Here is a 16547-nt window from a genome sequence, read left to right as displayed (position 1 = left end):
TTTTATTTTTGAAAGGAGGCAGTCATGAGTGATCAAAATATTTTAGAAGAAGTCAAACGAACTCTTGAAATTGAAGATACTGATTTAGATAGTCAGCTGACGGATTTTATAAAGCGAACAACTCAGCAATTGAATGTCCGTTTAGGCTTCTTAGAAGCTGTTCCTGACGTTTTATCTTATATCGTAGTTGAATGTACTATTAAACGATTCAACCGCAAAGGGAATGAAGGAATGAACTCTTACGGCCAAGAAGGAGAAACGATTAACTACGGAAAACTTTTGGATGAATTTCAAGACGACATCGATGCTTGGAAAGCTAAAGAAGAAGCAGAGCAGAATGTTTCTCCCCGAAAGGGAGTGGCACGATTTATATGAAATATGATGAAAAAGTTGAGTTCCGCATAGAGAAAAAAGAGTATGATTCGAAGCAAGGTAAAGAAATTACAAGAGTTACTGAGTTTAAAGAGAGACGAGCCAATGTTACTGATGCGTCACAAGAGGTTATGCAGGTTGCTTTTGGGGATTGGAGAAAAGGTACTAAGGTCATTCGGCTACTAAGTCAAATACCTTTTAATCCTACACATGTGATCTATCAGAACAAAAAGTATAAAGTAGCCATGAAGAGACAACCTAGTCGCAAATCTGCTTTTGTTGTGGAAGAGGTGAGTAGCTAGTGGGCAAATCAAAGACTATCATCGGAGCCGCAGAGTTCAAAAAAGCTCTTAAAAGAAATGCAACGTTAGATGATTTGAAAAATGTTGTGAGAATGAATGGTACTGAATTGACTCGTGAAGCCGAGGTGAACGCTCCAGTCGATACTTCAACGCTTGAAAGGTCGATAACTCAAACCATCAAGGACAATGGTCTAACTAGCGTTACCGAGCCGCATACTGAATACGATGGATACGTTGAGTGGGGAACTCGTTACATGAAAGCTCAACCATACATTGGACCAGCTTTTAAACAGCAAATTAAGAAATACAAAAGCGATATGCAGAGGTTAGTCAAATGAATGATCAATATATTTTTGATAAGGCATATACACTAATTCAACAACTTGGGATTGACATATACACAAACAAACAGATGAATGATGTAGACTATCCATTTATAGAGATGAGTAATATTGACACTGACCGTTTAATCACGAAGAGTGGGAGTATTCAAACGATTAGTTTATTCTTAGATATTTGGGGGCTAGCCTCTGAAAGAAAAGATGTAACGACAATAAAATCTATGATTATTGATATATTGATTCGTAATTTTCAAGTTAAAGAATCAGAAATAGAAGATCGAATACTAACAGATACAAGCACAACTGATACCCTGTTGCATGGGGTTTTAGTTGTGCCTATTTATTTAAATTAGGGGGAATTTTAATGGCAACAGCAATCAAAGGTATTAATGTATTTTTACTATTTAGAAAATTAGTAGAAGCTGAAACGGTCGAAGCAAAACGTTTAGCTTTTCAAACGGAACATAGTCGTACCATCGAAGGTGATTCCAGTAATACAATCACCAAAGACGGTAATGTGAACGTCCCAGGAGTTGCGACAGTCGAAATGGATGTTACTTCGGTTTTGGCGGAAGGAGACACCTTGCAAGACGAATTAGAAAAGGCTGTAATCGATGGAAGTCTATACGAAATTTGGGAAATCACTAAAACGGAGACAACTGACGAGGACCTGACGAAAGCGGCCGAAACAAAAAAATATCCAGCGACATATTACCAAGGATACATTACTTCGACTGAATCGACATTCGGCGCTGAAGATTTAACAGAACTATCTATTGGATTAGCAATCAATGGTACTGGAGCAAAAGGAATGGCTACCGTTACTGATGAACAATCACAAGTTATTCAATACTCATTCCGTGATACAGGTAAATATGTTCCTGAAACTGGCGGAGAAGCTAAAACGGAAAAAAAATAAATTAAGGAATGGGGCAGAAATTATCTGCTCCATTTTATTTAGGAGGAATACACATGGAATTAAAAATCAATGGACAAGACACTGAGATTGTTTTCGGGTTAGCGTTTAATCGTGAGATAGACATGATTTACAGAATTGAGGGACAAGGTTTAACCTTCGGGGCTGGACTAGATACGTTATTACCTCAATTGTATTCTGAAAGTGCTACAGCACTTCAAGAAGTAATTTATCACGGAACAGCACACATCAAAAAAGGACGTCCTAGTGGCCATCAGGTCGATAAATTCATCGAAGAATCAGAGAATATGGATGAACTATTCAAGCAAGTTTTAACAGAGCTAGGGGAATCTAATGTAGCAAAAAAGAAACTAGCGATGTGGAAGAAACAACTTCAAATAAACGACTAACACATGACGAAATTGTTTTAAATATTATCAGATACTTAAACATTCTTGATTTCGACAGAATCAACAGAATGACTGTATGGGAATATTCAATCCTCATGGAAGGCAAGAAATTACAGAAAATGGACGAAATGGAAAATCTCCATCTATTAGCCTATAAGATTCAAGTGGCTAAAAACACTAAAAAGCAAGGGGATAAATTAGTTCCAGCTTATCCTACATTTTACGACTTTTATGATAAGAAGCTAATAGAAACTGGCGTATCTAGTAAATCTTTAGATGTTGATGAATCTGAAATAGAAATGTACAAGCTCCTATCTAAAATGTGAGGAAGGAGGTAAATAATGTCTCAATCATACAGTATACAAGCTGTTTTATCTGCGGTAGATAAAGATTTCACTAGTAAAATGAACAACGCTGTTGGTACAACAGACAAACTAGACGATGGAATGAAAAAAACAAACACTAGCATCTTGGATATTGCCAAAGGTGTTGGTGTTTTTAAATTGGTAGATATTGGTGTATCTGCTATCACCAACTCTTTAGGTGGTGCCATAAAAAGATTTGACACGTTGAATCAATATCCAACTGTTCTACAATCCTTGGGAGCAAGCGCAGAAGAAGCAGATAGTGGGATGCAGATTCTTTCAGATGGCATAGATGGCTTACCATCGACTTTAGATGAAGTAACAGGAACAGCTCAACAAATGTTTTTGGTTTTTCGTGATGCGGACAAGGCTTCTGAAAGTACAATCGCATTGAATAATGCGTTACTGGCTAGCGGATCTAGTGGAGATAAGGCAGCTCGAGGAACAGAGCAATACTTAAAAATGTTGCGTTCAGGGAAAGTTGACATGGATGTTTGGGGTACACTCCAGGACACTATGGGAATTGGACTAGATAAGACAGCTAAATCTATGCTCGGAGCTGGAGCTTCTACTCAGGACCTTTATAAAGCATTACAAAGTGGAGAAAAAAGTGTTACTCAATTTAACGATGAAATAATTAAATTGAATGGTGGTGTTGGCGGATTTGCTGAGCTGGCTAGAGCTAACTCAAAAGGTATTGGAACATCTTTTAAAAACATGGGAAATGCTGTTACAAAAGGTGTAGCTAATGTTATCAAAGCGCTCGATCAATTTGTAAAAGATGCTGGTATTAACGCAGACGGTATTATGGGTATTTTTGACAAAATGAAAGAGGGTATAAATACCTCGTTTAAATTCGTTATTAACTCGATTGAAGTTGTAACTCCCTATTTTGCGCAATTTATTAAAGTTATAGGTAGTTTAAAACCTTTGTTACCACCACTGACAGTAGCAGTAACTGGCGTAGGAACGGCTATCGGTACGATGAAAGTGATCAACACTATTACACCGATGATAACAAAAATGAGCGAATCCGTAAAAATTGCTTCGAATGTATTTCAAACGTACACCGTTGCAACAAAAGCAGGGATGGCATCGACTAAAGCATACCAAGCTGCAACAGTCGGTGGTAACTTAGCGATAAAAACTAGCACAGTATTATTCGGGGCTCTTACAGGTAAAATAAGTCTTGCTACTGGGGCTCAAATGTTGGCAACTAAAGCAACCATCGGTTTCAAAGCGGCTGCTAGCGGATTGTACGCCGCTTTAGGACCAGTTGGAATTGCAATGGGAATTGTTGCTGCTGCAGGAGCTGCACTAGTCTGGATGAATAACGAAAATACTAAAGCATCAAAAGAATTAAAGCAAGCGCAAGTTGACATGAAAGAATCTTTAGAAGAGTCCGTTACTTCTTACGACAAAGGCATAGAGAAAACCAAAGCCCAAAGCGAAATGAATCGTCAGTTGAAAGACGAAGTTGTGGATTTAGCTGTACAAGAAAACAAATCTGCTGAAACAAAAGAACTCTTGAAAACAAAAGTTGACGAATTAAACAGCAAGGTTCAAGGGCTTGGCTTAGCCTACAATGAAGAAGCTGACGGCATTACAATGAGCAATGAACAACTGGAAAAGCGTCTTGAACTGCAAGAAAAGCAAGAAATGGGTAATGCTGCGGAAGAACGTTTGATAGAGTTACAGCAAAAAAGAGTTGAAGCTACAGAAAACTTGAAAAAAGCTGAGGAAGCGAAACAGGAAGTAGACAATAAGTTCATTACTTGGGGCAATGAAATTAAAAACACGGAAGAAGCTTTGACAACTGCCAAAGAGAACCGGAATAATATTGAAGAACAAATTGCACAAGCGACTATCACAAGAGACAATGGACTTAAGGCAAGCGCTGAAGAATTAAGCTATGTGCAAGCTCAAATGGTTGAACAACAAAAGGTGAGTTATACCGACCTAACAGAATCTCAAAAGACTGCATTTGATGCGATGCAAACACAATATGATGCATTGAGGGAAAAGACTACTAGTGCATTTGATGCCATTGAGCAAAAGCAAGCTATAAGCTTAGAGCAGATGATAGAAAATTTGAATAAAAATGCCGAAGCTGTGCAACAGTGGTCGTCCAACGTTGCAATTTTAGCTGAACGAGGTGTTGATCAAGGGTTGATTGCTCAATTGGAGAAAATGGGTCCTGCAGGAGCTCAACAGGCAGCAGAGTTGGTTAATCGTAGTGATGAGGAATTAAAAACACTTAGCGATACTTATTCTAATAGTGTCAAAGCTGCTAATGATGCGATGGTAAGAACTGCTGGAGAAGGATCGCAACCCTTTGTAGATGAGATGAGTAAAACAGTTGATAAAGCATCAATTGGAGCTAAACAAAAGTTTGAAACAAGTGATTTATTCACATTAGGTGGAAGGATTACAGGAACTCTAAAAGATGACATTGAAAAAAATTCTACCCAAGTCGAGGAAGCTTCGAAAGGCCTAGTTAATAAAGCTGTAAGCCCATTAAAAGACTTGCAACCAAAACTTTATCAATCTGGAAAAGAAGCCCCTAATGGGTTAGCACAAGGAATAAGCGAAAATACTGATGTTGCCGGCAAAGCTTCCGAGAAAATGGGGAACACAGTAGATGAGCAATTAAGAAGTTCGCTTGGAATCCATTCCCCTTCACGGGTGATGGCAGATAACGGAAAATTTATTACAACAGGTTTAGCACAGGGGATTGAAAACGGTCAAAATGAGCCAATTCGCAATATTAGGACTATTGCGGATCGCCTTAAAAATGAATTAAACGGATTACCTAATGAAATGAATACGATTGGTAATTATGCGATGGCAGGTTTTGCAGATGGAATAAATCAAGGTGGAGAACACGCAATAGAGAATGCGAATAGAATTGCAAATGATGTTGCAAACACAATGAGATCAGCATTAGATATCCATTCCCCTTCTCGAGTAATGATGAAAATCGGAGGTTTTGTTGGAGAAGGTTTAGCTATTGGAATGGAAAAGAGCGCTAAGTTAGTAGGAAAAGCAAGTACCTTACTTTCGGATGCATCTATGAATATTTCATCTGGAGCTATCGGACAACAAACTAGCCAACTTACCGGAGAAAGTAGTCAGAGTTTAAGTATAACAGTCGAATCGATTTTAGATGGAAAAATTTTAGCAAGAGAAACTGCATATTTTATGGCAGCAGAATTACAGGGTATTAGCAATAAAAAGAACGCAGCGTTAGGGAGGAGGATTTGATGTATAACTTTGTTGATACTACCGAAATCCCTAATATGAATGATATTCCAAAGGAAGCGATGAATTTTAATGGGAAATTTTTAGAAGAGATAATCCCTGGTTATCGCACATTATCAGTTTCTGGGCGAGAGCTCGCTACTACAGAAATCCAAAGCTATCAGCTAGGAATAAGAGACGGGAAAAGACAGGTTTACTCTCGCATACCAGAGAGAGAGCTTACAATTAAATATGCTCTGATTGCTAATACTGAATCTGACTTTCGTGACTTATTCAATCGACTGAACATCACATTATTTAGTGAAAAAGATGTTGAAATTTGGTTTAACGATGAGCCTGAAATGTTATGGAGTGGTAGTAAATCTAAAGTATCAAGTGTACCAGATGGTACTAATAAAATCATAAGCACGTTTTCTATCACTCTTAATGACCCGTATAAATATACTAGGTCAGATGCAACAAGTGTCACATGGGGCTCTGAAACCATAACGTTTAAAGCTAACTATTTAATGGGGAACACTGGGTCTGGTGCTGTCGACATGCCTATTGTTATTGAAGGCGGGGCTTATTGGGGATCAACTATGATAACATTCCAAAATAGTTCTTATCTGATGGGGGATGACGGAACAGAATCTAAACCTATTGAAATTTATCCAACGGTTGAGGGACTAAAAGTTAAACCCGAAATACTATTAAAAGGTACTGGACGTGACGTGTGGATCAAAACTCGCAACGACACCATAAATTTAGGTGATTTCGATGATGCTGATATTTTTATTGATACGAAAAAATTTAATATTACAAAAAATGGTAACCCGATGATTAGACCAATGAATGATTTTTATATTTACCCGAACGAACCTTTGTTTATCCAAGCGAAGGATAGTGACTTTACTCTTACTATAAGGTATTCAAATAGATTTTTATAAGGAGGTTATCACCTTGCTAATGTCAATGGACTTAAATCGGGAGTACACAGCTATTTTAGATAATGCTTACAATGTCAGCTACGATAAAATTGAAAATCAGATAGGTAATATTGAATTCACGATGCCATTAGATGATCCAAAGAATGATTCGTTGCAAGAATTATTATGGGTAGAACTAACCGATAATGAAGATGAATACATTGGTCTATATCGAGTGATGCCGTCAACAATTCAAAAAGATGCCAGTAACAATAAAATAATCTATACTGCAACTCACGCCCTAGGGACACTACTCGACAGTGTCCTTTTTGGCTACCATGAATTAGTGAATCGCAAAACTGTTGATGTGATTAATTATGTTTTAGGGAAGCAAACAACAAAGCATTGGGTGCTGAAGAATTGTGAGTTTACACGGTATTTCAGCTATGCGTGGGAGAATGAAAATGGATTAGCGGATGCTTTGTTTTCTATTCCTGCTGCATTTGACGAAGACTATGTTTGGGAATGGGACACACAAGTTTATCCATTTGAACTATCACTTGTTAGACCACAAACAGAAGTAGTTGCTCGAATTCAAGAAGGGTACAATATGCAAGGTTTTGAGATCGAAAAAGATCCGAATAATCTTGTCAACCGGGTTTATCCTTTAGGATCGGGCGAAGGAATTAACCAAATAAATATAAAATCAGTCAATAATGGTATTTCATATGTTGAAGACAAGGATTCCATAGAAAAATATGGCTTAGTCGAATATGTTTGGGTGGACCAACGATTTACTATTCCACAGGCTTTGAAAGATAATGCTCTCAACATGTTGGAAAAATGGTCGATTCCTAAAGTCAGTTGGTCCGTAAACGCTGCTGACTTAACAAAACTAACAGATGACCCACTAATCGTAGACAAACTTCGTAAGGGTGGAGTTGCAATGATTAATACAAATGATTTTGGCTCCGTTAACTTAAGAATTAAGAAAGAAGCTAAAAGTGATGTGTTCGGCGCCCCGCAAAATTTGCAATTAGATTTGGGCAATCTTAAAGATGATATCACGACTACGATGTCGGATTTAGGGCGTAAACAACAGATCAATGAGACATACTCACAAGGTGCTACAAACATTTTAAATTATAGCTATCAAGATAATTGCGAGTCAGCATATCCAGCGATTATAGAGTTTTACTTGGATGACGATGTATTTCATGTGAACACGGTTGAATTGACGTTTAAAACGAAAAGATATCGAGGATACACTAAAGCAGTCAAAGGCGGAGGGGCAAGAGTACAGTCTACTTCTGCTGGTGGTGCTAGCACTCAAACGAGTACTGCTGGTGGCGGGAGCATAGCCACAAGTGGAGCTGGCGGCGGTAGCGTGGCGACTAGCTCTGTAAATGGCCAGAGCACTCAGACAAGCAGCGCTGGAGGTAACCATAGGCATTTGATGTTTGCAAGAAGTTCCACGGCTGGACCAATCTCAGAAAATACATTGAGGTATGAGGCAGCAAGAGGTCAAATAGTAGAATTCAGGGGTATCAACGGTAATTTGTATACAAGAGAAGAGAGCGGTAATCATTCGCATAACGTAACTACTCCAGCCCACTCGCATAACGTAAGTATTCCAGCACATACTCACAATGTAAGCATTCCAAGCCATACTCACAATGTAACTATTCCAGCACATACGCATCAAGTCACGTTACCAGACCATACACATCCTCTCGAATGGGGGATATACGAAGCTCCGAATAGTGCAAGCAGTGTTGATATCATTGTAGATGGGAAAACACTTACGCAACATGAGACAAGCCAACAACGACTTAATTTAGTGGACCATCTACGAAAAACAACCTCTGGGAAAATATCCAGAGGTAATCATACAATACAGATTAAACCAAACAGACTTGCGAGAATCGAAGCGCAAGTTATTTGTCGTGTATTTATTCAATCACAACTAGGAGGTCAATTTTAATGAAAGCTTTAGTAGTTACTTTGAAGAATGGTGTTCATGTACAGATGTATTTTGAAAAAGAATCAGAAGCAAAGGAAATCCGGAACAAAATATTGAAAAGTAAAAGCGAGTTTTGTGAAATGATCGATACTGCAACTGTAAGAGTGAGTGAGGTTGCTCTGATCGAAATCGTTAATGCTGAATTGGAGGGAATAGAATGAAAATTAAAGTGAAAAAAATAGATGGAGAAGCATTTACTGCAGAAACAAATAAAACTTTAGATGAGATTTTTGAAGAACTGTCTAACACTTCCGAAAATAGCTTTATCTTACTTGGGGAACACATCGAACAAAAAATGACAATCCAATCAATTGAAAAAGAATAGAGGTGATTTAAATGGCAGTTGAACAAATCAAAGAAACAGACACACTAAACCAAGGACGCGTAAAAATTAATGCTGTTTTAGATCAATCAAACGCATCATCAGAAAAGGTAGATGCTTACAAGACTGAACTGACAGAAGGTGTAAAACAAGCAAAAGAGATAGCTGAGAATGCTGGTAATCAAGCTAAGGAAATAGCCGAAGAAGCTGGAGAAAACGCCAATAAAAAAGCGGACCAAGCAATTGCTGATTCAAAAACAGCCGTTGATACGTCAAATCGGGCAATTGGTACTGCCAACCAAAACAAACAAGATTTCGATGCGCTAAGAAATGAATTTGAGGACGTAGTTGCTGAATCTGGGGATAGCACTCCAGAAATTGTACAGGCAAGAACTGATACACAAGGAATCAAACAAACCACGTTACAAGCTCGATTAATCAAAGATTTTGGGGATCGATTGACTTCAGCTGATGCTGTACAAATGTTTAGCGGTCCAATAAATACTTCTAAAACTATGGATTTTTCTGGTAAAACGGCTGGCAATAAATCTAGCAATCCCCATGTTGCTTACGCAGATAACTCTTCAACGAGTTTAAAAACACCTACTGCTAGTTGGACAGAAATGAATCAAGAAGAATACAACAAAGTAGCTGGTCGTGATGATACGGGTGTTTCTACTGAATCGATGAGAAATGGTATTGTTCCGCAACAGAGATACGAGTTTGACATATTAGAAACGGTTAAGCAATTGGCACCAAATATATTTGATGGTTTAGACATTGGCGAATCAGTTAAATTCGTGAAAGATAATTTCATCTCCTTTAGCTTAAATACAAGAAGCAAAGCCAGCTCCTCAGGTAACAAAGTTTTAAAAGTAGCTACCTATTTAGAATCAGCGAATACTTATACTACACAAATCCAACAAAACGCAGCTGATTATACTGATTTTAAGATTGACATCAATGATAGTAACTTTATCAGTAGTGAGGGGAAATTGAATGTCCTGGTTTACACAGATAGTGCCAATGGTGTTACTGCATCTTTAGTTGATACGGATTATATAGGTACACAATTAACGATTTCTTTGAATCCTTTGACTGTACTAGAGACGTCAGGATTCGTGAAAAAAAGTTATGTTGAATCAGAGGTATCGAATCTGGCTACTAAAACCGAATTAGATGAACATACAGATAACGATGATAATCCGCATAATGTGTCAAAATCTCAAATAGGATTAGGCCTAGTGGAAAATTACAGTGTAGCTACACAGGAAGAAGCTGAAATTGGGGAAGTATCCAACAAATATATGACGCCAGTTCGCGTTTTCCAAGCAATTTCAGAGTGGGTCAAAGGAAAATTTGTTGGAAAAGTAGGAGATGAAGATGTTGGCGGTGTTAAAAACTTTACTAGCATTCCTCAAATTAACAATATTCCAATTGCAGTCGATAGAGGGGTAGCCTATAAAGAAATAAAACTCAATACTTCAACAAATGCAAATATAAAAAGTGGCTTTATCAGACTTTGGCGTGTAGGTAACCTAGTAACTGTTGGTATCTATCTAAGTTTATCTGGTCCAGTCAGATGGGCAAATCTTGCGCCTTTCCCAAAAGGGTTTGTTCCGCAAAGTCCTGGAAGTTTTGGTGTTCCGTTAGGATCAAACGGCGGAGAACAACTTGCTGCTACACTTTATGGTGGATCTGGAAACTTCAGACTTTTAACTGCCGGTTCGTTACCTTCTTCTGGATATGATTTCCAAGGTACGGGAATTTATTATACAGAATCAAACTTTCCCAGTTAAGCCTCTGGATGTACCAGAGGTCTTTTATAAGTCTGCACTTGATGAATTAAAAAATAAAATTAATCCCAATTTAATTTCCATCGGTTATCAGACGGACAATCACTATGATTTGTGGTATTGGGTGCAACATGTAGCAGACGGAATATCCAAGGTAAATAATTTAGTTTATTTACAAGATTCTGTCGATGTACTGATTGCTGGAGGCGATAATGTTCAAAGTGGACGGATAGGGAAACAACTTAACGTAACTATAATGAATCAATGGCTGTCGTTTTTCTTCGCCGGCAATAAAGCTGACCGCTTTGCGTTACGAGGGAATCATGATGACGGATCGCAAAAGCCGAGTGATTTTAACAAAGTAAAACCAGCTTTAAGTGATGTTATCACTGCGGATGAGTTTAAATCCATGTATAGAACAAAAGCATGTAATTACGGTGAAGTGAGAGATGGAGATAGTCTTTATGGCTACAAAGATTATACAAAATACAAAATCAGAATTATATTTTTAGACTCGATTGATAATCCAACAATAGTTGATTCTGCAGGCAAGCTGAAGTATTACGGTATGGGCACCATGGGATTTAGAGAAAGGCAGCTAAAATGGATAGCACAAGAAGCGCTAGGTAATTGCCCAGATGATTATCATGTAGTGATGTTTAGTCACGTCCCAATTGATGGTTCTCAAAATGAGGCGAACTCAATAAATCATAAGAGTTTGATAAAAATGATCAAGGCGTTTAATGATCGAACATCAGTAAAACTTGTAAGTGATAGTACTAGTGTTTACCAAGAAGATTTCGGCGTAAATTTTGCGGTAGACTTTTCGAATCGCAAAACGAGTAATTTTGTAGGATACATTGCCGGGCACAATCATACAGAAAAAATGACTTTAGTTGAGGGGTTTAATGTAATCATTTGTCGCCAAGCTGTTTTCGAAGATTGGCAACCAGAAACGTCATTGGGCACAGCCAAAGAAGATGCTTTACAAGTGATACAGATTGATACAAATAATCGAAAAATTACTATTTTAGGATGCGGAAGAGCGACAAATAGAGAATTTAGTTACTAAGAGAGTAGGTGGACAAATGAATGATGTGAAACTCGAAGAATTACAGGACATTTTCGATGATCGCTATATAAAAAAAGAAGATTTAGAAAAGCAGGTAAATGAAGTTGCCAGTAAAAAGTACGCAAGTAAACAAGATTTATTAGAAGCAATTGGAAAAATTGAAGCAATGCAAGTTGAACAGACACGGAACACTGAAATGCTAAACAAAATCTATGAGATTGTTATCTCGATACAAGAAGACCAAAGCCAACAAAAAGCAAAGCTTGCTCTTTTAGCAACTGACGTAGAGATTGCAAAGAAGGTTTTGTTTAGACAAGTTTGGGAATCGTTACCTCGTATTGTGAGGGTCTTTGTGATAACGATTAGCATATTCCTACTGTTGATTATCTTTTCGGCGCTAATAGGCGAGACTGCTAATCAATTTATGCAAACGAACGGTTTGTATGTGGCGGTAGCTACTGCAACAATAAGTTATCTATTTTCTAGAAAGGAGTGAACAATATGAGCTATTGTCAATGGTGGAATCCCTGGTGTAAAGGGAAACGAGCAGTAAAAAATGTTTTAAACGATCAAGTATTAAGAATTCTCGAAGAACAGAAAAAAGAAGAACAGAATATCAAAAAAACAAAAGAGTAAGCTTAGTGGCTTTCTCTTTTTTAGGAGGTACGGATAATATGAATATGAACAACAAAACTTATAATCTGTTGAAATGGATTGTAATCACAGTATTGCCTGCTGGAGCCGTCCTTATTTCTACAGTCGGTAACAGTTTAGATTGGCAATATACAGAACCTACCGTGACAATTTTGAATGCTTTAACTGTGTTCTTAGGCACTAGTTTAGGCGTATCAAGTATTAATTATCATAAGAGCGGAGATGGGGACTAAAATGAGCAACATTAACGCAATGATTAAATGGATGTCAGAACGGCTAGGAAAAGTTACTTACAGCATGACAGCACGTCTAGGACCTAGTAGTTATGATTGTTCTAGCGCCGTTTACAATGCTCTAATAGCTGGTGGATTTTTGAAAGCTGGATCAATGGGCAACACGGAGACATTATTTATCGATTTAGAACGTAACGGCTGGCAACAAGTGCAACCTATCAACGGGAACTATCCAGCTAAAAGAGGGGATATTTTTATCTGGGGAACTCGTGGTTTTACGTTAGGTGAGGCAGGGCACACTGGTATCTTTGTAGATGATAACGACAATATTATTCATTGTAACTACGGCTATAATGGCATTACAATCAACGATCATGATATTATCTGGGGATATAACGGACAACCAGATATTACTATTTATCGTTTTATAGGTAATACGGGCGGTAGCCCTGATCCTAAACCAAGCACACCAAAGCCAATTGATCCAGTTCCGCAAGATCCAGGTAAAAGAATTACTATGAGCGGTACATTTTATCCTGATAGACAGCTGGCAGTAAGCGCAGATACAAATCCAGACGATACAGCAAGCCCAGCTCTAGACTATTACAATGCAGGTATGGCGATTCCGTATGATAGCTATATTATGGCCAACGGTTATGCATGGATTAGTTATATTGCTTGTAGCGGTAAACGTCGGTATGTTGCTGTTGGTCCCGATGATGGGCAGGTCGATACGACTTGGGGCAAAGGCTTTTTTAATTAAATTAAATAGCCCTAGAAAAGTCTAGGGCTATTTTTAACTAATTATTCTTCTATAGAATTAATCTCTTTTATTAATTTAGAGTAGATATATATTCCTATTAAACTAATTATAATACCAAAAACTCCGAAAAAGTATTTCGATTCAATGATTGCCCAGAAGGACGCAATAAATACTATAACAGAAGCAATCAATATCAATGAAGCTCTTTTCTTCATTTTGTTCTTAAACGCCATATAAAAGCCCCTTTTCTTAAGCTAAAATATAACCATCATATCTACGATCTGCTTTATCTAAACCACACGCAATAAGATACCCAACGCTGAAATAACCACTAATAGTTCCTACGAAATCAAATGCGCTACTAAGGATGCCACTAACACTAATACCAATTCTATTTGCTATTTGTTTTTCTATAACTCTTGTGATATTACGTCTGTTTGCTCTAATGAGTTTCATTGCAGCTTGCCCGCTTTTTGCTGCAGAACCAATTCCAACAACAATTAAAGCAGCATCAATAACATTACCAACAAATGATCTGGAGTTCCACCATTTTTTTCCGAAACCTCGAGCTTGCATCAGAGGGTTAAATCCTGACGCTGCTAGATAATTATCAACCGCTTGACTAATTTTAGCCTCATCCTCTGCTGTTAGTGTGTAAACATCTGCATCCTCTTCTGACGTATTTAAAGAGCTGTCTCCGTCAAGACCTAACTCTTCCTTCTCCGCCGATTCAATATTTTCTACTTCGTTTGCGAAAACAGCATAAGGTGCTGTCGCTGAACAAAATATTACTCCCGCAAATACCGATACAGCCAATTTAAAAAATTTTTTCCTCATTTTTATCCCAACTTTCATTTTTTACTCATCGCGATTGAGTTAAATTTATATTACATAAAGGTATTTATTTTGTCAATAATTTTCTAACAATTAAAATAAATATTTTTGCTTAAAGATATAAAACTAAAGGGTGGAGAGTTCTTTGGTTAATAAAATAGCCCTCCTTGATTGGAGGGCTTTTACATAAAAAAATTATAAGGGCCTAAAGTTTATTAGTATATTGAAAAAACATCCCAAAAGAAATATAATTATTTACGAAATGTAAAAATTCAAATTGGATGGGAGATTATTAACTTGAAAGTTACAAGGCTCCATGCAGAGAAATTTAGGAAGTTACAAGATGTAGATATTAAATTCGGTACTCAACTGACATGCTTGGCTGGACAAAATGGTGTAGGAAAGTCAACTGTTTTAGGAATTCTCGGTAATTGTGGGGAACTTGATTCCGACATAGGAAAACATATTAATGGGAATAGATTTAGATCTGAATGGGCAGATATAATAAAAGGCGAGAAACCTTATGATGATTCTGGAACAAATCTATATACTTTATATTTTGATGATGTTAGAAATGACGGGGATATCTATAACTACCAATTTGTTGATAGTCTACCATTTAGAGCAACATGGCAATCAGGAAACAGATTTCGCTTATTACCAAAAGAGTTGTCAAATATAAGGGAGACTAGCGCAAAATTGGAGTGGCCAACATATTATTTGGGCTTAGGAAGACTTTATCCAATAGGAGAAGCTGCTGAGGTCGACATAACTGATATGGAGTTTAGTGATTATGAAAAGAATTACTATTTGGAAAATCATAAATCTATACTAAGTTCTATGGATGAGTACAAAGCTTCTAGCTCATTGTCAATTAAAGAGGCTAAAGGAAAAAAGAGCTCAGGGATTATAACCCAAGATTACGGCGCACTGTCGAATTCAGCAGGCCAAGATAATTTATCTCAAATTTTACTTTCTTTGTTATCATTTGAAAGATTAAAAGTCAAATTAGATAAAAACTATTTCGGAGGATTACTGTTAATTGATGAAATTGATTCTACCCTCCATCCAGCAGCGCAAAATCACCTCTTGGATTTTTTGTTTAAAGAATCAAATAGACTAGATGTGCAAATTGTATTCACTACACACAGTTTGACTATGCTGGAACATATAAAAAACTTTCAAAATAAATCAAAAAAACATTCTGATAAAGTTACACTGCAATATTTCAGTACTGGAAGAGGAAAATTAGAGATAAAAGAGAATCCTTCGATATCATACATCAGAAATCAATTAATGATATCATACAGTAGACAAACGGTTAAAACACCTATAGTTATCTATACTGAAGACGAGGTGGGTCGCTGGATGTTAAATAATATTCTTTTGCAAGAACCATACAAAAACGTGAATTTTAACATAAATTTGTTGGAGACATTTATTGGCTATAATGAATTGCTTAAACTAATCAGAGAAGATTATAACTATTTTAATTTAAACGTTATTACTGTTTTGGATCCTGATGTAAAATCAAATGATATTCATCAAGGATTGAAAGGTTCAATGTATAGTTATAATGAAAAAATTGATAATCCGAAAGAAAGTTTACTTGTATTACCTGGAAAGCAATATATAGAGAAAGAAATGTGGGAATATATCTCAAATTTAGATGAAAATAATAGGTTTTATTATGAACCAGATCTTGAAAGTATGGGTTTTTACAAGCAAACATTATTAGATGGAGGACCGGACAAAAAATATAGAAGAGGTACAAAAAAAGATAAAATTAAAGCATGGTTTTCTGATAACGAGGATATCTGTACTTTGGTATTTCCATACTGGTTTAATGAAAATCAAGAAATTTGTGAACATTTTATGAAGAGGTTTATTAGTGTTTATAATAATATCGCGGTTAATTCTGGTCGAACAATAATAAACATTTCATAACTGGCCAAAATGAATTAATTCTGATAGA

General features: G+C 37.0%; 20 protein-coding genes. 19 read left to right on the top strand and 1 reads right to left on the bottom strand.

From position 1 onward, the window contains the following. The first annotated feature begins 24 nt into the window (after window positions 1-24). The 18 genes from IGJ34_RS11630 to IGJ34_RS11545 all read left to right on the top strand — a co-directional run bounded on the left by IGJ34_RS11630 (window position 25) and on the right by IGJ34_RS11545 (window position 13738). Entirely contained in the window at window positions 25-375 is a 351-nt protein-coding gene (locus IGJ34_RS11630; RefSeq protein WP_430597524.1) for a phage head-tail connector protein, read from the top strand. Next, window positions 372-674 carry a hypothetical protein gene (locus IGJ34_RS11625; RefSeq protein ID WP_430597523.1) on the top strand — a complete coding sequence of 101 codons (303 nt, stop codon included), beginning with the start codon at window positions 372-374 and terminating at the stop codon, window positions 672-674. Before IGJ34_RS11630 ends, IGJ34_RS11625 begins: the two co-directional genes overlap by 4 nt. Further along, window positions 674-1012 carry an HK97-gp10 family putative phage morphogenesis protein gene (locus IGJ34_RS11620; RefSeq protein WP_111248364.1) on the top strand — a complete coding sequence of 113 codons (339 nt, stop codon included), beginning with the start codon at window positions 674-676 and terminating at the stop codon, window positions 1010-1012. Before IGJ34_RS11625 ends, IGJ34_RS11620 begins: the two co-directional genes overlap by 1 nt. Continuing rightward, complete coding sequence (locus IGJ34_RS11615; RefSeq protein ID WP_430597522.1) at window positions 1009-1368, top strand: hypothetical protein; 360 nt, start codon at window positions 1009-1011, stop codon at window positions 1366-1368. Before IGJ34_RS11620 ends, IGJ34_RS11615 begins: the two co-directional genes overlap by 4 nt. Before the next feature lie 11 nt (window positions 1369-1379). Continuing rightward, window positions 1380-1934, top strand: a complete 555-nt coding sequence (locus IGJ34_RS11610; RefSeq protein WP_111248362.1) for a phage major tail protein, TP901-1 family — start codon at window positions 1380-1382, stop codon at window positions 1932-1934. A 53-nt stretch (window positions 1935-1987) separates the two neighbouring features. After that, window positions 1988-2341 carry a tail assembly chaperone gene (locus tag IGJ34_RS11605; protein ID WP_181429524.1) on the top strand — a complete coding sequence of 118 codons (354 nt, stop codon included), beginning with the start codon at window positions 1988-1990 and terminating at the stop codon, window positions 2339-2341. A 95-nt stretch (window positions 2342-2436) separates the two neighbouring features. Continuing rightward, a complete protein-coding gene (locus tag IGJ34_RS11600) occupies window positions 2437-2667 on the top strand; it encodes a hypothetical protein (protein ID WP_430597521.1) in 231 nt (76 codons plus the stop codon). A 15-nt stretch (window positions 2668-2682) separates the two neighbouring features. Further along, the gene (locus IGJ34_RS11595) at window positions 2683-5970 is read left to right on the top strand and encodes a tape measure protein (protein WP_430597520.1); all 3288 of its coding nucleotides are present in this window, start codon (window positions 2683-2685) and stop codon (window positions 5968-5970) included. Further along, on the top strand, window positions 5970-6896 hold the full coding sequence (locus tag IGJ34_RS11590) for a distal tail protein Dit (protein ID WP_430597519.1): 927 nt from the start codon (window positions 5970-5972) through the stop codon (window positions 6894-6896). The genes IGJ34_RS11595 and IGJ34_RS11590 overlap by 1 nt, the downstream gene beginning before the upstream one ends. Window positions 6897-6909: 13 nt before the next feature. After that, window positions 6910-8859, top strand: a complete 1950-nt coding sequence (locus tag IGJ34_RS11585; protein WP_430597518.1) for a phage tail spike protein — start codon at window positions 6910-6912, stop codon at window positions 8857-8859. Continuing rightward, window positions 8859-9059 carry a hypothetical protein gene (locus IGJ34_RS11580; protein ID WP_430597298.1) on the top strand — a complete coding sequence of 67 codons (201 nt, stop codon included), beginning with the start codon at window positions 8859-8861 and terminating at the stop codon, window positions 9057-9059. The genes IGJ34_RS11585 and IGJ34_RS11580 overlap by 1 nt, the downstream gene beginning before the upstream one ends. Next, window positions 9056-9223, top strand: coding sequence for a phosphoribosyl-ATP diphosphatase (locus tag IGJ34_RS11575; protein ID WP_430597517.1), 168 nt, complete (start codon window positions 9056-9058; stop codon window positions 9221-9223). Before IGJ34_RS11580 ends, IGJ34_RS11575 begins: the two co-directional genes overlap by 4 nt. Window positions 9224-9234: 11 nt before the next feature. Further along, the gene (locus IGJ34_RS11570) at window positions 9235-11019 is read left to right on the top strand and encodes a hypothetical protein (RefSeq protein ID WP_430597516.1); all 1785 of its coding nucleotides are present in this window, start codon (window positions 9235-9237) and stop codon (window positions 11017-11019) included. Beyond that, window positions 10967-12088, top strand: a complete 1122-nt coding sequence (locus IGJ34_RS11565) for a metallophosphoesterase family protein (RefSeq protein ID WP_430597515.1) — start codon at window positions 10967-10969, stop codon at window positions 12086-12088. The genes IGJ34_RS11570 and IGJ34_RS11565 overlap by 53 nt, the downstream gene beginning before the upstream one ends. Before the next feature lie 16 nt (window positions 12089-12104). Next, the gene (locus IGJ34_RS11560) at window positions 12105-12584 is read left to right on the top strand and encodes a hypothetical protein (RefSeq protein WP_069655388.1); all 480 of its coding nucleotides are present in this window, start codon (window positions 12105-12107) and stop codon (window positions 12582-12584) included. Between the two features lie 5 nt (window positions 12585-12589). After that, a complete protein-coding gene (locus IGJ34_RS11555) occupies window positions 12590-12724 on the top strand; it encodes a hypothetical protein (protein WP_430597514.1) in 135 nt (44 codons plus the stop codon). A gap of 38 nt (window positions 12725-12762) precedes the next feature. Further along, a complete protein-coding gene (locus IGJ34_RS11550) occupies window positions 12763-12975 on the top strand; it encodes a phage holin (RefSeq protein WP_430597513.1) in 213 nt (70 codons plus the stop codon). A gap of 1 nt (window position 12976) precedes the next feature. After that, entirely contained in the window at window positions 12977-13738 is a 762-nt protein-coding gene (locus IGJ34_RS11545; RefSeq protein WP_430597512.1) for a peptidoglycan amidohydrolase family protein, read from the top strand. Between the two features lie 249 nt (window positions 13739-13987). Here IGJ34_RS11545 and IGJ34_RS11540 read toward each other — a convergent pair whose 3' ends face one another. Next, window positions 13988-14593, bottom strand: coding sequence for a hypothetical protein (locus IGJ34_RS11540; protein ID WP_430597511.1), 606 nt, complete (start codon window positions 14591-14593; stop codon window positions 13988-13990). Between the two features lie 276 nt (window positions 14594-14869). On the opposite strand from IGJ34_RS11540, the gene IGJ34_RS11535 reads away from it, so the two are divergent. After that, window positions 14870-16519, top strand: a complete 1650-nt coding sequence (locus IGJ34_RS11535) for an AAA family ATPase (protein ID WP_430597510.1) — start codon at window positions 14870-14872, stop codon at window positions 16517-16519. Window positions 16520-16547 lie beyond the last annotated feature (28 nt).

The sequence above is a fragment of the Enterococcus sp. AZ177 genome (genome assembly GCF_050544585.1).
GTDB lineage: Bacteria > Bacillota > Bacilli > Lactobacillales > Enterococcaceae > Enterococcus_L > Enterococcus_L plantarum.
The sequence above is the reverse complement of the archived record's forward strand: the minus strand, read 5'-3'. Positions and strand labels throughout refer to the sequence as shown.

Bases quoted from the DNA above. Each gene is read 5' to 3' on its own strand.
- IGJ34_RS11630 (WP_430597524.1), top strand. From the start codon at position 25: ATGAGTGATCAAAATATTTTAGAAGAAGTCAAACGAACTCTTGAAATT.
- IGJ34_RS11625 (WP_430597523.1), top strand. From the start codon at position 372: ATGAAATATGATGAAAAAGTTGAGTTCCGCATAGAGAAAAAAGAGTAT.
- IGJ34_RS11615 (WP_430597522.1), top strand. From the start codon at position 1,009: ATGAATGATCAATATATTTTTGATAAGGCATATACACTAATTCAACAA.
- IGJ34_RS11610 (WP_111248362.1), top strand. From the start codon at position 1,380: ATGGCAACAGCAATCAAAGGTATTAATGTATTTTTACTATTTAGAAAA.
- IGJ34_RS11605 (WP_181429524.1), top strand. From the start codon at position 1,988: ATGGAATTAAAAATCAATGGACAAGACACTGAGATTGTTTTCGGGTTA.
- IGJ34_RS11600 (WP_430597521.1), top strand. From the start codon at position 2,437: ATGGAAGGCAAGAAATTACAGAAAATGGACGAAATGGAAAATCTCCAT.
- IGJ34_RS11595 (WP_430597520.1), top strand. From the start codon at position 2,683: ATGTCTCAATCATACAGTATACAAGCTGTTTTATCTGCGGTAGATAAA.
- IGJ34_RS11590 (WP_430597519.1), top strand. From the start codon at position 5,970: ATGTATAACTTTGTTGATACTACCGAAATCCCTAATATGAATGATATT.
- IGJ34_RS11580 (WP_430597298.1), top strand. From the start codon at position 8,859: ATGAAAGCTTTAGTAGTTACTTTGAAGAATGGTGTTCATGTACAGATG.
- IGJ34_RS11575 (WP_430597517.1), top strand. From the start codon at position 9,056: ATGAAAATTAAAGTGAAAAAAATAGATGGAGAAGCATTTACTGCAGAA.
- IGJ34_RS11570 (WP_430597516.1), top strand. From the start codon at position 9,235: ATGGCAGTTGAACAAATCAAAGAAACAGACACACTAAACCAAGGACGC.
- IGJ34_RS11565 (WP_430597515.1), top strand. From the start codon at position 10,967: ATGATTTCCAAGGTACGGGAATTTATTATACAGAATCAAACTTTCCCA.
- IGJ34_RS11560 (WP_069655388.1), top strand. From the start codon at position 12,105: ATGAATGATGTGAAACTCGAAGAATTACAGGACATTTTCGATGATCGC.
- IGJ34_RS11555 (WP_430597514.1), top strand. From the start codon at position 12,590: ATGAGCTATTGTCAATGGTGGAATCCCTGGTGTAAAGGGAAACGAGCA.
- IGJ34_RS11550 (WP_430597513.1), top strand. From the start codon at position 12,763: ATGAATATGAACAACAAAACTTATAATCTGTTGAAATGGATTGTAATC.
- IGJ34_RS11545 (WP_430597512.1), top strand. From the start codon at position 12,977: ATGAGCAACATTAACGCAATGATTAAATGGATGTCAGAACGGCTAGGA.
- IGJ34_RS11540 (WP_430597511.1), bottom strand. From the start codon at position 14,593: ATGAAAGTTGGGATAAAAATGAGGAAAAAATTTTTTAAATTGGCTGTA.